Origin of the sequence: Pseudomonas marginalis, from assembly GCF_001645105.1 — a bacterium.
GTDB classification, from domain to species: domain Bacteria; phylum Pseudomonadota; class Gammaproteobacteria; order Pseudomonadales; family Pseudomonadaceae; genus Aquipseudomonas; species Aquipseudomonas petroselini.
This window is the reverse complement of sequence record NZ_LKEG01000052.1, coordinates 445,163-463,066: the sequence shown is the minus strand read 5'-3', so window position 1 is coordinate 463,066 and position 17,904 is coordinate 445,163. Positions and strand designations below refer to the sequence as shown.

General features: G+C 62.1%; 5 protein-coding genes. 3 read left to right on the top strand and 2 right to left on the bottom strand.

What is annotated here, in order from left to right; translation table 11 throughout:
• Window positions 1-61: 61 nt before the first annotated feature.
• The gene (locus tag AO064_RS24240; RefSeq protein ID WP_064054874.1) at window positions 62-6,574 is read left to right on the top strand and encodes an NEL-type E3 ubiquitin ligase domain-containing protein; all 6,513 of its coding nucleotides are present in this window, start codon (window positions 62-64) and stop codon (window positions 6,572-6,574) included.
• A gap of 18 nt (window positions 6,575-6,592) precedes the next feature.
• Here AO064_RS24240 and AO064_RS24235 read toward each other — a convergent pair whose 3' ends face one another.
• On the bottom strand, window positions 6,593-8,002 hold the full coding sequence (locus AO064_RS24235) for an amino acid permease (protein ID WP_064054873.1): 1,410 nt from the start codon (window positions 8,000-8,002) through the stop codon (window positions 6,593-6,595).
• Between the two features lie 476 nt (window positions 8,003-8,478).
• Between AO064_RS24235 and AO064_RS24230 the strand changes: the two genes are divergently transcribed.
• Both AO064_RS24230 and AO064_RS24225 read left to right on the top strand, forming a co-directional pair.
• Complete coding sequence (locus AO064_RS24230; protein ID WP_064054872.1) at window positions 8,479-13,710, top strand: hypothetical protein; 5,232 nt, start codon at window positions 8,479-8,481, stop codon at window positions 13,708-13,710.
• 112 nt (window positions 13,711-13,822) lie between these two features.
• Window positions 13,823-16,921, top strand: a complete 3,099-nt coding sequence (locus tag AO064_RS24225) for a transglycosylase domain-containing protein (protein ID WP_064054871.1) — start codon at window positions 13,823-13,825, stop codon at window positions 16,919-16,921.
• A gap of 1 nt (window position 16,922) precedes the next feature.
• Here the strand turns inward: AO064_RS24225 and AO064_RS24220 are convergent, their stop codons facing one another.
• The gene (locus AO064_RS24220) at window positions 16,923-17,888 is read right to left on the bottom strand and encodes a fimbrial protein (protein WP_064054870.1); all 966 of its coding nucleotides are present in this window, start codon (window positions 17,886-17,888) and stop codon (window positions 16,923-16,925) included.
• Window positions 17,889-17,904: the final 16 nt, after the last annotated feature.

Sequence of the window (17,904 nt, the reverse complement as noted above, 5' to 3'; positions counted from 1 at the left end):
CCAGGCGCCCAAGGCGCCATGGTCCCCTTGGCCTTCCACCCATTGTGAAAGGCCCCAACACATGCCCACCCACCAACTGCTCAACGGCTTATCCGGCAACCTGCAATCCAACACAGCCTGGGCCCGGCAACAATCCCTCGAACTGATTCAGCACACTGTCGCGCAGGCCATGCAAGGCCTGACGCCGCCAGAGCAAACCCGTTACCTCCAGCTGCAACGCGAAGCCCTGGCTGCCGTCAACGCCGTCGAAGCCGAAAAAAACCGCCTGATCCAGGCCTTCAAAGTCGAGGGCTTGGCTGAGCTGCGCGAGAAGATCGGCGGGCGTGATCCGGAAAACTACCGCCTCTACACCACCTACCTGGAAAAACGCGAACAACCCTTTCCCTGGGAGCCCCGCGTCACCGAACCGCCGTATCGCCCTCGCCGCGCCCTGGATGAATGGCAGTACATCGAGCACACCAAAAGCATGACCCTGTGGGAAGCCGCCTGCCTGAACTTCGGGTTCACCAGCTCGATCATTCAGGCCTCGGGTTATAGCCTGGCAGAAGCCAGTGAAATCATCGGCGGCAACGACGACCGGAGCCTGCCGGTCAAAGACTTCATCGCCGTAGCCCGCAAGCTGAACCTGGGGGGGCGATTGCGGGCGCTCATCAACCCGACGTTAAGCAGCGACGGCACGCTGCGAAACCTGATCAAGGCCTCCTCCAAGGCGCTGCTGCTGTTCGACTTGCTCGACGCCTGGCGCAACCGCGCCGTCACCGGCTTGACCCGCCCGATGTATGACACGCTGCACGCCGCCCTCAACGGCGATGGCCCGCAACCGCCTTTCGACATGCTGAGCCTGACGTCCAGTCGCACGCCCATCCTCCCCAAGCCGCACACCGCCTGGCACACCGCAATGCCCATCCCCTTACTGCTGATCAATGTGGCCAGCCTCGGGGTGTTGTCGTATTTCCCTTTTCGCCCAGGCGGCGCGCTGCGCTATCACGTTGACGCGCAGGCGGCCGAAAACGCCTGGCGCGAGCAACTCAACGCCAGCCACCAGCAACAGGACTTGGGTTGGTTTTCGCGACAACTGCCGCTGATTGGCCTGGCGACCTTTAAATCGCTGCTGCGCCAAGAGCCGCGTCCCAAGGACATGAATTGGCTGACTGGATTGCTGTATGACGGTTTTCACAAAGCCTTCCCGCAGCGGACCCTCGACAGCGTGCGCTTCTCGACAGCCATGCGCCCGGATCGCCCGTTGACGCTGGTCGAAGCGTTCACTCACCAGCAGATTCAACGCTTCCAGGCCGACCTGGACACCCTGGCGACCCCGCGCTCCGAAGCCGACTGGCAGGCCCTCACGGACGCCGTGGCCGCGATTGCCGGCGAAGTCCTGCAACTGCTGCTGACACCACTGCCCGGCGGCGTGACCGGGCTGAACCGCGTGATGCAACTGGCCGTCATGGGCAGCCTGACCTACAGCGTCGGCCAAGGCCTGAGTGAAGCGCTCCATGGTGATGCAAGTGGTTTCGCCAGCGCCATGGCGGATGTCGCCGACCTGGCCGTCAGCGGCCGACTGATCTCCACTGCCGGCAGGCTGCACCGCCAGCGCATGCTCGACTACCTGAACCGGCTGGGCAACCCACGCAAAGTCACGCGCCCGGACGGCGTCGAAGCACTCTGGAAACCCGACGCGCAACCGTACGCGGTGGCCAACCAGGCCCTGCTTAACGGCAAAACCGCGGACGCCCTGGGGGTCTTTTCCGTCAAGGGCAAACGCTACGTCAAACTGCGCCACGACGACCAGGCACTGGTGGTGGAAGTGCGGCACGACTCGCAGAGCATGCGTTACGTGCTCAAACACGCAAACGCTGACACCTATAACCCACCGATCATTTTCGAACCCGCCTGGCAGGCCTGGAAGTTCGACCTGCATAACGCCCACACGCTGTCCGACATCAGTTTGCTGCAGCGCATGCTGCCCAACGGCTCTTCCCATGCCCCCGTGGCCGACCTGGAGCACATGCTCAAGAGCACCGCGACACCGCGCGCCACCCTGGACCGGGTCTGGGCCGGACACAGCGCACCGCTGAACCTGATCGAAGGGGTCAGGCGCCTGCAAGCCGACCGGGTTATCCAACAAATCATCGACCACTTCGACCAGCCGGGGTACATGCCCCCGCACGGCGACAGCACGGTGTTTTGCCTGCTGACGCAATTGGCGGGCTGGCCGGTCGACGCCCTGTTGAGCATCCGTGAGGAAGCCGGCGAAGTGATTGAAATTTATAGCAAACCTGAACACGCGCCGACCAAGCCTCACCTGATCAGCCTGACGCGTCGTGAGGACGGCAGCTACCTGGCCACCGATGGCCAGCGGGTATCGCCCGGTTCCGCCGACACGTTGCTGTTACTCATCCTCCAGCTGCAACCCAGTGGTTCGACCCTGGGCCAGGAAACCCGCCACAACCGTTCGCCGGACCAACGGGTCGTCGCCATTCGTGAGCAGGTCGTGGCCCTCGCTCGGCAGGAGCGGATGACGCTGTTCAGTGCCGTGGTCGACTTTTCGGGTTACGAAAAGGGCGAGCGACTTCCTCACGCCGATGTGCGACGGTTCTTGCCGTTCAGGGCGTCGCCTCCCTTGGTGGCCGTCACGCCGCTGCTGAAAAAAATGCGCGACCTGAACCGGCCGCTGTCGCCCGCCCACCTTGAGCAACTGCTCACGGCTAACCCACTCACGCCACGCCAGCATCAGGCTTTTCTTGACGCCGGCACCTTGCCGACGGCGTTTGCCGAATGGTTGGATCACCACCGCACGGCGCTGCGTATCGACGCCGCCATAGACGGGCTGTACCACCCACGCGCGCACAATGACGACATTGACCAATGGGCCCGGGAGTTTGCCTCGGCCTTGGTGCGCAACACGCTTAAACGGCCTTTCGTGATCACCGAAGTGGTCGCCGGTGACATCGCCACCCCTTACCTGTCCAGCGGCTCGGACGACCCGACCGTGGAACTGCGCCATTACGGCCGTGGGCGCTATGAAGCGTCCGACCTGCGGAACGGCGGAACGATTCCGGTAGCTCCCGACAACGAGAGTTTCTACCTGGCCATCGGTTCGGTGCTGCAACCCCATGAACGCCAGCTGCTGGGTATGAACAGCGCCAGCGATAGCCAAGGCCTGCGTAACACGCTGGGGGATTACATGAGCAACCAGCGCAATACCGAAGGGTTTGTCAGCCTGGTCAACGGCTCGCTGGTGCAATACGAACAACGCCTGGACCTGCCACCGGACCTGGCGCCCACCGCCAACGGCATTTTCGTACTCGACGGGCGCCACTACCTGCCGTTGCTGGATGCGCTCTACCGGATTGCCTTCGACAAAAAGCGCCTCAAATGGCGGCTGCACCACCCGACGAAAATCGGCGTCGATACCCCCACCCTTGAACACAACGGCGAAGGCACCTGGCGCCTGTCGAGCGAAAACCCGATGACCTGGGACGACCATCGCCTGCTCTATCGGCTGGGTAACCACGCGTACGCCTTCACACGGGACATGGCCGCTAAAATCCTGGCCCTGACCGACACCTCCGCGCCGCTGTTGCGCCAAGTCCACCGCAATGGTCGCGCCGTACCGCCGCTGCTGGCAGACACCTGCAAACGCTTGAAGATCGAACAGGAAATCCACCGGTTCATCGAGGCCATGCGCGCCGAGCCGACCTCGCGCAGCGCCCAGCCGCACTTGCAGATGTTGGTGATATCGAGCCTGCCGGACTGGCCATCGAGCCACGTGCTGCAGATCGTCGATCGCCAGAACCGGGTGCTGCAACAATACCCGGTCAGTCAGGCACCCGATGCCCAAGCCGTGAAGGTCACCGAGCACGATTACAAAGACGCCAAACTGCTGGAAGTGCTGAGTCAAAACGACGCCATCACCCAAGGCCTGCTCGGTGAATTACCCGCGTCCCACGACGAACGCCTGTTCAAGCTGGTTAAGAAAATCGTCGAATTTGCCCAACGCGAAAAAGCCGACATCTTCAATTCGCTCTACGCCCAGAGCGAGACCACCGGCAACCTGCGCGATAAACGCTTAAAAGCCAAGTTCCCGGAACTACCCACCCCGCTGGTCAAGGCCATACTCGAACACGCCAGCCCGCGTGAACTCAGGCAACTTCGCGACAAGCACCAAGTGAGCCTGCGGCTTGCCGAACAGGTGCGCCTGTCCAGCCATGACCTGCGCTTGAACCGGGCTTATGAAGGGCTTTACCTGAGCGCCTGGACTCACCCCGACAGCGACAAAATTACCCTGCACCTGCTCAAATCCCTGCCCACTTGGCCTAAGGGGCTGCGTATCGATATCCACGAAGGTGACTCGCGCGGGCGCCTGCTGGAAAGCGCCGGGCACTTGGACGGTTCGGTACGCCGGGTACTCGCTCGCACCCAACGCGGCTATCAAGGTTACACGGCGGACGGCGCACACCTGGGTGCCCCATCGCCCGCGCTGCTGGACGTCATCGTCAAGACACTGTCCGACAGCGAAAAAGCCGCGCTGGGGGGCGTGGGCGAACCGGGTATTGCTGACTTACGCGAACAAATCGCCGCCCTTGCCCTGGGGCGCCGGGTCGAAATCAAACGTCTGCTGGACCTGCCTCACGTGCAACCCTGGATGGTGCCGCCGCTGGGCGTGAATCGAACGTTCCTGGCCTACCCGCTGTGGAGTGGGCTGTGGCCCTTCGGCGGTAATCGCCCGCCCGACCTGATGTCCAGGGTCCAGCAGGTCTACCCGCGTTTTTCCAACGACGACGCTCGGCGCTTCATTCGTTCACTGAACCTCAGCGAACCCGCTGCGCTGATTGAACTGGATCGGCGCCAGGCCGAAATCCAAGCATTGCCGACCGAGCTGCAACGCTGGTCCGATGCGACCTACAGCCAAGATGACAACCTGGAAAGCGACAGTGATAGCGACAGTGACCGGCAATCCTGGAGCAACCTCACAACACGACGCGCACTTGCCCTACGCCTGTGCGAAGCCGCCCGACGGGAAAACCCTCAGCGCTTCATTTTCGGGTTATTTCACCTGTCCTCGTTGACCCTGCAACTGGACGCCATCGATACATTGCCGACCCTGAGCATCGATTCGCGCACGTTCGAACACATCGAATACCTGCACCTCGCAGGCGATATTTTCCCCGTCCAAGGGGATGCCTTCCTGCGCCATTTCAGCCAGCTGCGCGCGTTGAAAATCGACTGTGACCTGAACGAACTGCCCAGCGCAATCAGCGATATGGCCCACCTCACCCACCTGGACCTGGCAGACAACCGTATCGTGCTGACAGCCGCCTCCGCCGAACGCCTGAGCAGGCTGGTCAATCTGCGCGAGCTGAACATGAGCGATAACCCGCTGGGGGTGGTTCCGGACTTCGCCGCACTGACCGAGCTGCAAACTTTGAACCTGCGCAACACCGGCTTGACTCAATGGCCACACAGCGCGTGGGCATTGCCCAACCTCAGCCTGTTGCACCTGGAGGAGAACCACATCACCACCCTTCCCGAGAGCCTCTTCAGCAGCCCACAGGCCCTGGAACGTCAACGGCGTACGCTGTTGCATGACAACCCACTGACCCTCGAGACACGCCAGCGGCTCGCCCGGTACAGCGCCGAAACCCGGGTCAACCTGCGCGGCGCGAGGCCCGGAATCGTGCACCTGCCGGGTCCGTCCAAGGACTTCAATCACTGGCTGTCGGGCGTACACGCCAATAAACATGAGAGTCTGCGATTTCTCTGGGACGCCTTGCGCGAGCACGAAGGGGCAAGCCCCGACGACACCTTCAGGGTGCTGAGGGACTTGACCCAGTCATACGATTATCGACAGGGCGGGCGGATCAGGGCCGGCCTGACTCAGCGGGTGTGGACGCTGTTGATTGCCATGGGCAACTCGAACCACCTGTGCGAGACAATCTTCCTCAACACTTACGCCGCAGGCACCTGCGGTGACGGCGCGATTTTGACGTTCAGCAACATGGAGCTCATGCACCGGGCGCACCAGGCCAAGTCTCAACAGGGAAGCCATCAAGTGGACAAGGACTTGCTGGTGCTGGCGCGAGGCAGTTACTTGATCGAACAGCTCGACCAGTTTTCCGAGGACCTCATCGCTCGCCTGGAAACGCCGGAAGAACCGCTGGATGCGGCCGAAGTCACGCTGTTTTTCAGGGTCAGGCTCACCGAAGAATTCAGCCTGCCGGTGCACCCCGAACAGATGCTGTATGCCATTGACGAGCGCGTGACCGAACAGCACGTGCAGGAAGCCCGCGACCACCTGAATGCCTTGCGCAGCACACCGGCGTTACAGGACTCGATACTGGAGCGCGAATTCTGGATCGAATACCTGGCACTCAGCTATCCGGAGCCGTTCCTGACGGTGCGGGATGCATCCAAGCTCAAGCAGCAGGAACTGGATCAGCAGGTGCAGAACAAGCGCTCCGACGAATACCTGGAACGACGCCAGTCACTGATAGAGCGGGAAAAACTGGAGCAATACCGCCTGGTCCGGCAATTGACCGAAGCGGCGCAGTTGGCCCAAAGGGTCCACTGACCGCTCCGGCGATAGGGCCTATCGGGCGGGCATGGTGGCTTGCGTCGGCTGCAACTTGAACACGTAGAACAGCACCGTCAGCATTACCAGGAACGCCGGCCCGACATAGAGCGCCACGCGCGTATCGGGGAAGTACGCCATCAGGCCCACCACCAGCACCAGGAACGCCAGGGCCAGGTAGGAACTGAGCGGGTACAGCCACATGCGGTACTTGAGCCCGTCACGTTCGGCCGGGCTCAAGCCACGACGGAACCTGAGCTGGGCCAGCAGGATCATCGCCCAGGTCCAGATCGCGCCGAAGGTGGCAATGGAGGTGACCCAGACGAAGACCTTCTCCGGCACCAGATAGTTGAGCAGCACGCCCAACAGCAAGGCAAAGATCGATAACAGCAGGGCCTTGCGCGGCACGCCATTGCTGGAGGTGGTGCCGAAGGTGGCCGGGGCCTGGCCGTTCTGCGCCAGGCTGTAAAGCATGCGCCCGGTACTGAAGATGCCGCCGTTGCACGAGGACAGTGCCGCCGTGATCACCACGAAGTTGATGATGCCGGCCGCCGTCTTGATGCCCAAGCGTTCGAAGGTCATCACAAAGGGGCTGCCCTGGGTGCCGATTTCGTTCCACGGGTAGATCGACAAAATCACAAACAGCGCGCCGACGTAGAACAACAGAATGCGCCAGAACACCGAGCCGATGGCGCTGGGGATGGTCTTCTGCGGGTTCTTCGCTTCACCGGCGGTGAGGCCGATCATCTCCACGCCCAGGTAGGCGAACATCACCATTTGCAGCGACATCAGTACGCCTGTCACGCCGTTGGGCATGAAGCCGCCGTGGGCCCACAGGTTAGAAATGCCCAATGCCACGCCGTCATTGCCGAAACCGAACGCAATGATGCCGACACCGCCGATCACCATGGCAATGATGGTGACGATCTTGATCAGTGCGAACCAGAACTCGAACTCGCCGAACGCCTTGACCGCGATGAGGTTGATGGTGCCCATGCTGATCAGGGCCGCCAGGGCCCAGATCCAACGCGGCGTGTCGGGGAACCAGACGCCCATGTACACCGCGACGGCAGTGATTTCCGCCACGCAAGTCACCAGCCACAGGAACCAATAATTCCAGCCGGTCAGAAAGCCCGCCAACGGGCCCAGGTAGTCTTGTGCATAGCGGCTGAAGGAGCCGGCGACCGGATTGTGCACGGCCATCTCGCCGAGGGCGCGCATGATCACCAGGATCGCCAGACCGCCGATGATGTAGGACAGCATGATCGCCGGGCCGGCCATTTCAATGGCCTTGGCCGAACCCAGGAACAGGCCGACACCGATACAGGCGCCGAGGGCCATCAGGCGGATATGCCGTTCGCCCAATTCGCGTTTGAGCGGGCCGCCCTGAGCGGTCTCGCCATGGGGCAGGGAGTTGCCAACTGGCATAAGGGTACAACCTCGTCTTGTTATTGGATGAACCACCGAACTTGCCGCCGTAAGACCGATAGGTCCGGGGCGACTCTGATCGGGCCTGAGGGGTAAACAGGCCCGTCCTGCAGGATCGGTGGGGCATGCAGTATAAAAACCCGAACGCGGGGCCTTTCACTCTATAAACGACTAAATTCAGCGATTAGTCTGGGCAAATGCACTTTCTACGAGAAAGCATGACCTGTGTTCAGACGTTTTCCAGGTGTTGCGAGGCGGGCGAGTATTGCACAGCCGCCGTGCATCGTCATGCCCCTCGCCTGATCGGACGGCCCTGGCAAAAGGCTCTATTTCAGCCTGTTCAGCCCATCACACCGCCAACACCGAACTCGGCCACGGTTTGAGGCGCACCGTGCCGATACCGCTTCAGGCGCAGGCCCTTCACGATCAGCAATCCTCGATTGCCAGGACGGCAATGACACCGAAGGGACATCCTCATGCAAAACACCCTCGACGTACTCAAGCAGGGTCAGGCGCTGCGCCTGGCGGCCGATAGCCACTTGATGACCGCGCTGATCAATCATCTGGAATCCACCGACACCACCGCCTTGCGCATTCCAGAATGTTCATCACTGGGCTGCTGGCTGCAGCTCTATCGCAAAGCGCTCAGCCGACCGAACGTGCAGGCTTGGCTCACACGACTGCCACTGGACCTGGGTGGCCTGAACGTGCAGCAAGACACCACGCAGCTGGCGCTTGGCGCAGAACAGGTGCTGAACTTTTACGGTTATCCACACCCCCGCCATCACGGGGAGCGCCGGGTGATCACCCAGGCCCTGGACCAGCTGAACACCTTTGCCGACCCCAAGGTGGGCCTGAATGACAGCCTCAAGCGATTGAACCAGGACCTGCACCAACTCGCCGACCGCCTGGAAAACCTGGTGGATGAAGACGATTTCAATCTGTTTTCCACCTACAAGACCTACCTCAAGCTCGAGTCCGGCTCGTTTTGGGCCACGACCCAGCAAACCGGCGCAGTGCTGCTTACAACCCTCACCACCCATGCGGATTTTTTGGCGCTCGATTCGGCGCAAGGCCTGCAACCCGGCATGTATGCGTTCGACCCCGCCACGCGCCGGCTCAGCGGCAAGAATGCCCTGGGCATGTTGGTCGACATCGGCATCGAACAGTTGCTGGCGTTGCCGCCCGAAGCCCAGCTGCAGCAGTTGGTCGACATTGCCGAACAGCTGCGCACCTTTGTCCACCAGAGTGGCCTGTTCAGCGTTGCCCAACTCCTGCAGTGCCACGACCAGCCGGTACCCGACACACCTGAGGAGGCCCGGGCACTGATCGACACCCTGCGCCAGTCGACGGCGCTGACGATACTGCCCGTCGCCGACCTGGCCAACGCCGACATCGCCCTGATGCAATACCTGCAATGGCTGGCGCTGGATCACGACCGGGCGCTCATGGCCGACGCGTTGAAGGCCCTGGTCCTGGGCAAGGACAGTGACACCCTTATCGACACCGCCGGCGTGCCACTGACACCCGATCCAGACTCCAGCGCACGCCAGCCCGACAGCGCTCGCCATCCCGCCGTGAGTGCCCGCTCCGCTTGCGGCCCGTTCAGCCTCAAGCAGCTGTTGCACCACCATGAACTCGACATACCCGACACGGTGGCCGCCGCCGACGACACCCTGCTGAGCCTGCACATGACCCTGCCGAGGCCCACTGCATTCGGTGACTACCACGCGCTGTTGAGCGCCACGGCCCGCTCGCCGGTGCAACTGGATACCGCCCAACGAAAAACCATTATCGAGACGATCAATACCGGGCGGCAGAACCGCAGCCCACGCCTGCTCGATCAGCTGTGCGGCGCCCTGCTGAACGGCAAAACGCCTGAGCAGATCCGCACACAGGCCGACGCTCTGCTCAAGCAACTGCTCGGCCTGGAGCCCGCGCGTGCGTTGGGCCAACAGCTGATCACGGCACTGCAGTGGTATGGGCAACACGCGGACGAATCCGCCGGTCAGACAAGCCTGGGCCTGCTGGTGCTGAGCGCACTGATCCTCGACCTGGACCCTGTGGCCGGTGAAGCAGGCTACGTGCTGGCCGGCTTCAACCTGGTGGCCGACGTGCACTGGGGCAAACCCCATGCCGACCTACGCCGCGAACTGGAATTGCACGTGATGCGCGCCTGCAAGGTCTCGACCGCCGCCGCCCCGCTGGCGGCCCACTTGTTGCTGGCCGGCACCGCGCCGGAGTTTCTGGTGCAGGCATTGCCCGACACCCTGCGTTTTCGCACATCGATCGCCTGGATGACCTTCAAGCAGGGCGTGATGATTGCGCACGCACTGGCGCCTGGATCACCGCAGTACATGACCTACAACGACATGATCGCCCTGGCAGCGCAGCCGCCCAAGACCGTCCAGCAGCAACAGTGGCGCGCGTACACCGCCACCCGCACCTTGCTCGACTGGGCCATTGCCCAAGGCGAACTGCCCGAGCGCGAGAACGGTGAATACCTGACTGACGAGATCGACGCCCTTAAAACCCGCCTGATGCATCGCCTGCAAGCCTTGAAGGACGCGCTGATCACCGTTGCCAGCACACCGCCGAGTCGCCGCAGCATCGCCCTGGAGGATCTCAAACGGGTATTTCCAAAGCAGCCGTGGCTGGAAAAAGCCTGCCTGTGGCGCCCGGTTCCACCGCTGGCCGGCAGCAGCCTGCGCTTCCCGATGCACCATCATGATCGCGAAAACTACAGCCTGCATTCGCTGGTGGAGTTGCACATGGACGGTCAGTTGGACGACACCCGGTGGGCGTCTATCGAACCGCAGTTGGACCTGGCGCAACTGCGTCTATCGTTTGGGCAATTAGGGGATATCAACGAACGCTTCGACACGGCCTTTGGCGCCTATATCGCGACGATGAAACAGGCCTACAGCACCACGATTGAAGACCTTTTGGCGCAATTGCCCCTGGCTGATCGTTCGCACCTGCAACAGGCTGACCTGCAACTGTTGGTGCTGAAAAAACCACCTGGCAAGGACCTCGCGCTGCTGAGCCAGGAAGAAGAGCTCGCCCGTACCGCGCGGACGGGTGTGATCCTGCGCGCGACATCGCCCACCGGCATCGAGGAGTACGAACTGTTCCCTCTGCTGAACCGCGTGCACAAGCGCGACGGCCCGCCGTTGGCGTTTCGCCTGGGAGGCACGCCGATTTCGGCCACCACCGGCGGTGCCCACTCGACCCACCCCGTCACGCAGTTGCTGGTCGGCGATGAGCTGCCCGTGGACTGGGAAGCCTACGCCAATGGGCGCCCGCCGAGGCTGGGGATCCGTTCCAAGGTGATCATCGACCTGCTGTGGTCATCCAACCCGGCGCCGGACAACTCACTGCCGTCGACGGCGTTCACGTTTGGATCGTCGGTCAATCGCGCCATTGCCCACGCCATCGTGCAGCAACACTTCTTCCTCGAAGTCGACGGCTTGCGCGTGCAGGCCAGGGGCTCGACCCGGCACGAACACTTGCAGCAACGCTGGGATCGGTTGCTGGCCCGGCTTAAAAAACTCGTCCCGTTTTGGTCGTGCGCCACCGACATCACCTCCGCAGACCTGCGCCGCGCCATCGATGGGGCCTATGGCTGTTTTATCGACCTGCTGGCCCTGCTGTTTCCCACCCAACAGTTTCTTACGGCCTCGCTGGCGATCTTGAAAAGAACCGTACCGCTGCCGATCAAACTGATCCAACTGGGCCGCTTGAGCAGCGCCTTCCTCAATACCGTGCTGAACCCGCTGGACGGTATTCCCGGCCTGTTCAGGCTGGCCGGTAGCGGCGTGATCCGGCTGACTACCGAAGCAGGACGTGTGCTAGACACGGCGATCGGGCAAATTCAACGCCGCACCGCCAACGCCTTATGGCTGGATTACCCCACGTTGCTGGCCCGCGCCGACATCGGCAACGGCACGGTGCTGCGCGGGAGCGACTTCGTGCGTATCAACGCCCTCCTGCACAAAAACCGCTGGCACGCCTGCTCCCCCTTCAGCACCCGACCGTACGGGCCGCCGCTGGATAGCTTTCGCCTGGCCAGCGCCGTCGGCGTGATACCGATGCGCGCCGCCAATGGTTACCGGGCGTTGGTCACAGAACGTTTTTTCGCCACCCAGCCGCTGGTCATCCCGCGCTCGGAGGCCACCGACCTGCTGCACCAGAACCAACTGCTGCGCCTTGAGCACAAGGCCGCAACGCACCTGGACGATGTGCAATCACCCGCCTACTTTAGGGTCGAAAAAGGGCTGGACGCGTCTTGCCTCACCGGCCGAAAAAAACGCAGCCCGATCCCGTTGGTGTGCTTCACCAAAAGACTCTCCACGAGCCGCTCATCCATTCATCATCGCCGGGTCCAGGCGATTGAGCATATCCGTCTCACCGCGGCGCCCGCTGTGGGGTCGGCCCCGCGACGACTGGTGTATGACCACCGGCTGTATGAGGCAATACCCTCGGGGAGCACCTTCGACCTCACGCCGGTGGCCCTGCCGCCGCTCTTGAAGTACAAGCCGAAAGTCACCGGCACCCTGCTCGACGATGAACCGCAGTTCGGCCTGCCCAACGACCAATTGGATAACAAGCTCAGCCGCGAAACGCGGGTGGTTGAATTGCAGGCGTTGGTTGAGGGTGTGGAAGACAGCCGCGTCGTGCGGGCGATGGCGGTCGACCTTAATCCGCCAGGCACACTCCCCAACCCCCGCATCGTCGTAGAGGCAGATACAGGGATTTTCTATGAGGTGAGTCGCCGCGCGTCGGAGTGCAATCAGTTGTACTTCAGCCAAGGGGGCGAGCACGAACAACTGATCCGCGCATTCAGCCAGCGTAAACTCGACTATTTAACGGCGGCAGGTTATGTCCACAACCGTCCCCTGGTCACTCTGCCAACCCTGGAAGTGCTGTACGGACAGCTGGCTCGCCGAGATTTCAGCCCCCAAAAAATTGCGCGCCTTCGCCAGCAGGCCAGCACCTTGAGCCCGCTCAAGCAACGCGAGTTGTTGCTCAACGCGAGCGATCAAGGGCAACGCCTGCCGATCAGCATTGCAGCAAGGCCATTGCAACTGGAGAGTTGGCCACGCACCGCGTTCATTCAGGCTGCTGGCAGCGCAGAAAAACTCAACCAGTACCTGGCCCAAAAGGCGCACGCAAGCACCCTGGCCCTGGTGAAAAGTACCGGTATCGGCTCAGCCAATGTGGTGGGCACCGGCCTCGACGAACTGACCCGGCTGGACATCGCCGAGTCCTTGGTGATGTGGCAATACAGCCGCGTCGGCCATCCCAACTACACAGAGGTGATCCTCAAGACCGGCGCCGGCAACTGCGACCAGATGGCTCATGTGGCCCGAGAGCTGATCCGGGTGAACGGTGGCCACGCGCACATCTGGGGCATGAGCCCGCCCGCGCATGCCTTCGTGGTGGTAGGCGCACCCACCGCCACGCTGACACACACGCTGGACTTCAAGGAAGCAGGCTGGGCGGACCTGTGGATCTGCGACCCATGGGCGGCCATCGTCTGCCCGGCGCGGGACTACATGAAACTGCTCAATGAGAAAATGATCGCGTGGTCTCTGCAGGATATCTCGGTGTTTTTCAACGACCAGGGCACCTACCGCTGGGGCCAGGCCAATGACCAACACTGGCTGGCACTGCTCAATGACGGGTTGAAACACCCGTTGCCCTGACGCAACACGCGTTCCTCTGTCGACATGCCGCACAAAAACGCCGCTGCAATCGCCTGCCACCGTCTAAGCTTCAGACAAGTCCGATCAATCTGCGTGAATGGATCAATCGACTATGGGTGCTCTGTGGCAATCGGATTCGACCAAGGCTGCCGTTTCAGAAAGCAGTGTGGATCAGCCATCTTTGCCCAAAACGCCTGCACCTCGCCGTTTATGGCGGCGGGTGTTCTGGCTGGTCCTGTTGATGGCGTTGATTGCCCTCGGCTTCGCCGCCGCCCGGGAGGTACGCACCTCGGCCCTGCAAGCCCGCGAGCTCAGCCGCCTGGCCGCCAGCCTCACGTATACGCTTGAGCCCGGCCCCAGCGAGGCCATCGTTTACCCCGGTGCAGGGCCATTCGACAAGCGCCTGGGCTACAGCGCCCTCGGCGAGTTTTTGCCCCGGCTGCTTAAACGCGATTATCGGGTGCAGGCGCAAACCCGGTTCTCTGGCGCGTTGATGGAGTACAACAACCACGGTTTTTTTGTGCCCTATGCCGAAAAAACCCAGGCGGGGCTGTCCATCACCGATTGCCGGGCGGCGCCGTTGTACCAGTTCAACTACCCGCAGCAACTGTACGCACGTTTCGACGCCATACCGCCGTTGATGGTGCACAGCTTGTTGTTCATCGAGAACCGCGACCTGCTCGACCCCGAGCAACCCCTGGCCAACCCAGCCGTGGACTGGCCACGTTTTGCCAAGGCGGCCTGGTCGCAGGTGGCGAAGCTGCTGCACCTGCCGGGGCAAACCGCTGGGGGCAGCACGTTGGCCACGCAGCTGGAAAAGTATCGCCACTCCCCCGACGGCCTGACGCTGTCCGGCGGTGAGAAAATCCGCCAGATGATTTCCGCCAGCGTGCGCGCTTATCAGGCCGGCCCACACACGTTACAGGCCCGACAGAATGTGGTGCGCGACTACCTCAACAGCGTGCCGTTGTCGGCAGTACCCGGGCACGGTGAGGTGCACGGCATGGCCGAAGGATTGCGTGTGTGGTACGGCGCCGATTTCGCCCAGGTCAACCAGGCGCTGGCCAGCACCGCGCACGATGCGCAAAGCCTGAAGCAACGTGGCCTGGCGCTGCGTGAAGTGCTGTCGCTGATGATTGCCCAGCGCCGCCCCTCTCACTACCTGAGCAAGGGCCGCGAGGAGCTGGCGCAGTTGACCGACAGCCATCTGCGCCTGCTCACGCAAAACGGCGTGATCGACTCGGCGTTGTCGGCGGCCGCGCTGGCCGCCAAGGTCACGTACCGCGACTGGCAACAGCAACCGACGATCCAACCGATTGAAACCAACAAAGGCATCAGCGTTGCCCGCAGCCGTCTGGCCGCCCTGCTCAATCGCCCGCTGTACGACCTTGACCGCCTTGATCTGTCCGCAACCAGTACCTTGCAGAGTGACTTGCAAGCCCAGGTCACCGAGTACCTCAAACACTTGGCCGACCCGACCTTTGCCGGTCAGATCGGCCTGATCGGCCCACGCTTGCTCACCGCCGATAGCACGCCCCAAGTGCGCTACAGCTTCACCTTGTTCGAACTGACCCCCGACAGCTCACGGGTGCGGGTCCAGACCGACAGCACCGACCAACCCTTCGACATCAACGAAGGCAGTAAGCTGGAACTGGGCTCTACCGCCAAGCTGCGGGTACTCACGACTTACCTGCAAATCATCACCGAACTGCATCAAGGCTATGCCGGGCAAACCCCGGCAGCCCTGAAAAAAGCCGAGATCAACGACCAGGACCGTCTCAGCCGCTGGGCCGTCGACTACCTGGTCCAGAACCCCGGCACATCGCTTGCCGCGATGCTCGACGCGGCCCTGGACCGCACGTATTCGGCCAACCCCGGCGAAAGCTTTTTCACCGGCGGCGGCCTGCATCACTTCCATAACTTTCGCAACGAAGACAATGGCCGCAACCCCACCCTGCGGGACGCCTTGCGGGAGTCGATCAACCTGCCGTTTATCCGCTTGATGCGCGACCTGGTGCGCTACAGCACCTACGCGGGGCCGAACAACAGCGCCGTGCTTCTCAAGGACGATGATGACCCGCGTCGCCAGGAATACCTGGCCCGGTTCGCCGACCGCGAGGGCACGACCTTCCTGCAAAAGTTCTGGAAGAAATACCAGAAAAAAGACACCCAGGCGCGCCTGGACACCTTCCTCGACAGCCTGCGGCCCACGCCGATTCGCCTGGCGGCGGTGCACCGTTACCTGTTGCCCGACGCCAACCAGGACACCTTCAACCGCTTCGTGCGCTCGCACCTGAACGGCGTCAAGCCCCAGGAAAAACTCACCGACGAGCGCCTGGCCAAGCTCTATAAGAGTTACGGCCCCGGCGCTTACGACTTGCCCGACCAAGGTTACATCGCCAAAGTCCATCCCTTGGATTTATGGCTGCTGGGCTACCTGCTGAACCACCCGCAAGCGACCTTCAGCGAGATCGTCAAAGCCAGTCAATTCGAGCGTCAGGAGGTGTACAGCTGGCTGTTCAAGAGCCGCCATCAAAGCGCCCGGGACAGCCGTATCCGGACCATGCTGGAGGTCGAGGCGTTCCTGGATATCCACCAGCGCTGGCAGGCGGTGGGCTACCCGTTTGATCATCTTGTGCCGTCGCTGGCCACCGCCATCGGCAGTTCGGGCGACCGCCCGGCAGCGCTGGCAGAGTTGATGGGGATTATTCTTAACGATGGCGTGCGCGAGCCGGTGCTGCGCATCGACAGCCTGCAGTTCGCCGCAGGCACGCCCTACGAAACCCGCTTGACCAACACCCCCGACCGCGGCAAACGGGTGATGCCTTCCGAGGTGGCCACCGCGTTGCGCGGGGCCTTGTCCCAAGTGGTGGACGCCGGCACCGCCAAGCGGGTTTCCGGCAGCTTCAAACTGGCCGACGGCTCGCCCTTGGCCATGGGTGGCAAGACCGGTACCGGCGATAACCGGATTGAAGCCATCGGCGCCGGCGGGCGGGTGCTGAGCTCCAAGTCGATCAACCGCACGGCGACCTTTGTGTTCTACATCGGCGAACAGCACTTCGGCACACTCACCGCCTTCGTGCCCGGTGCCTCGGCGCAGCACTTCACGTTCACCTCGGCGCTGCCGGTGCAGGTGCTCAAGGGCATGGCGCCGATCCTGACGCCGTACCTGCAACCGGGTAGCCACTCACAGTGTGTGGCGGGGCCTTAGGTCATGGCACCCCCATCACCAGCACACCGCTGCCGTTGATGGGCCCGGCAGTGGGTAGGGAGCCCGTACGCCTGACCAGCGTAAAGGTCACATCATCGCCCCCCACACTGTTGTTGATTTGGGTCAGGAAGGAGCTGCCGACTCGAACCGCAGTCCCTGCACGAACAAGCGCCGTGCCGACGTCTGGATTGGTCATCACCAACAGGCGTGAGTCGAACGTCGAGGGGGTACCTTTGTAAGTAATGGTGATCGGCGAAGTAATCCCACCGTCCGGGCATGAGTAGGTGAGTCGCTGGTCACGGCGAATGGTAGTTGTCAGGGGATCGGTGCCTATTCCCCGCTGGTGGACGTTGCCGAAGTTGATCTCTATCGGGTTGTTATTGTTGATCGTGCACGCGGAGGGGGAAACCGTGAAGTTGTTGGCCGCGTTGTACGTCAAGTTGATCCTGGCTGAGCTGGGACCGTAGTTGTTTGTCACGGTGAGATGCAGGCGACCAAGATTGTCGCCTATTCGAATATCGAGAGGATTGGACGGATTGTTACGCACCAGGATATAGGGCGTGATATCGATCGGGTAACCTATGAAGTTGTCCGGCAGCGTGGTGACTCGTATGCCATTCTGGATCGGAATATTTCGGTAGATTCCATTTATTCGTAACCCGGCGCCTTCGTTGCTGAATTTGGGACCCGGGATCCAGGGCGTCCCCGTTGCGCTGCCCGTTGACCAATAGTCCTCCCGCCAGGATGGGGTCTGCGTTCCTGGGGAAAACCTACAGTCAAGCCGTGCACCTTCCAACATGATCCGCGTACGATCGGCTGTCAAAGTAACGGTTACAGGGACCTGTAGAGGCAGTTCGCCGACTATTACTTGCCACCCTCCGCCATTTATTCGGCACTCCGCCGCACGCGCGGCCGTCGTAGCCCCCATCAGGACAAGAAGCGCGGTAATCCCAAATAGTCGGTTCATTTTGATCTCTCAGTAT

Bases quoted from the DNA above. Each gene is read 5' to 3' on its own strand.
- AO064_RS24235 (WP_064054873.1), bottom strand. From the start codon at position 8,002: ATGCCAGTTGGCAACTCCCTGCCCCATGGCGAGACCGCTCAGGGCGGC.
- AO064_RS24225 (WP_064054871.1), top strand. From the start codon at position 13,823: ATGGGTGCTCTGTGGCAATCGGATTCGACCAAGGCTGCCGTTTCAGAA.
- AO064_RS24220 (WP_064054870.1), bottom strand. From the start codon at position 17,888: ATGAACCGACTATTTGGGATTACCGCGCTTCTTGTCCTGATGGGGGCT.
- AO064_RS24230 (WP_064054872.1), top strand. From the start codon at position 8,479: ATGCAAAACACCCTCGACGTACTCAAGCAGGGTCAGGCGCTGCGCCTG.
- AO064_RS24240 (WP_064054874.1), top strand. From the start codon at position 62: ATGCCCACCCACCAACTGCTCAACGGCTTATCCGGCAACCTGCAATCC.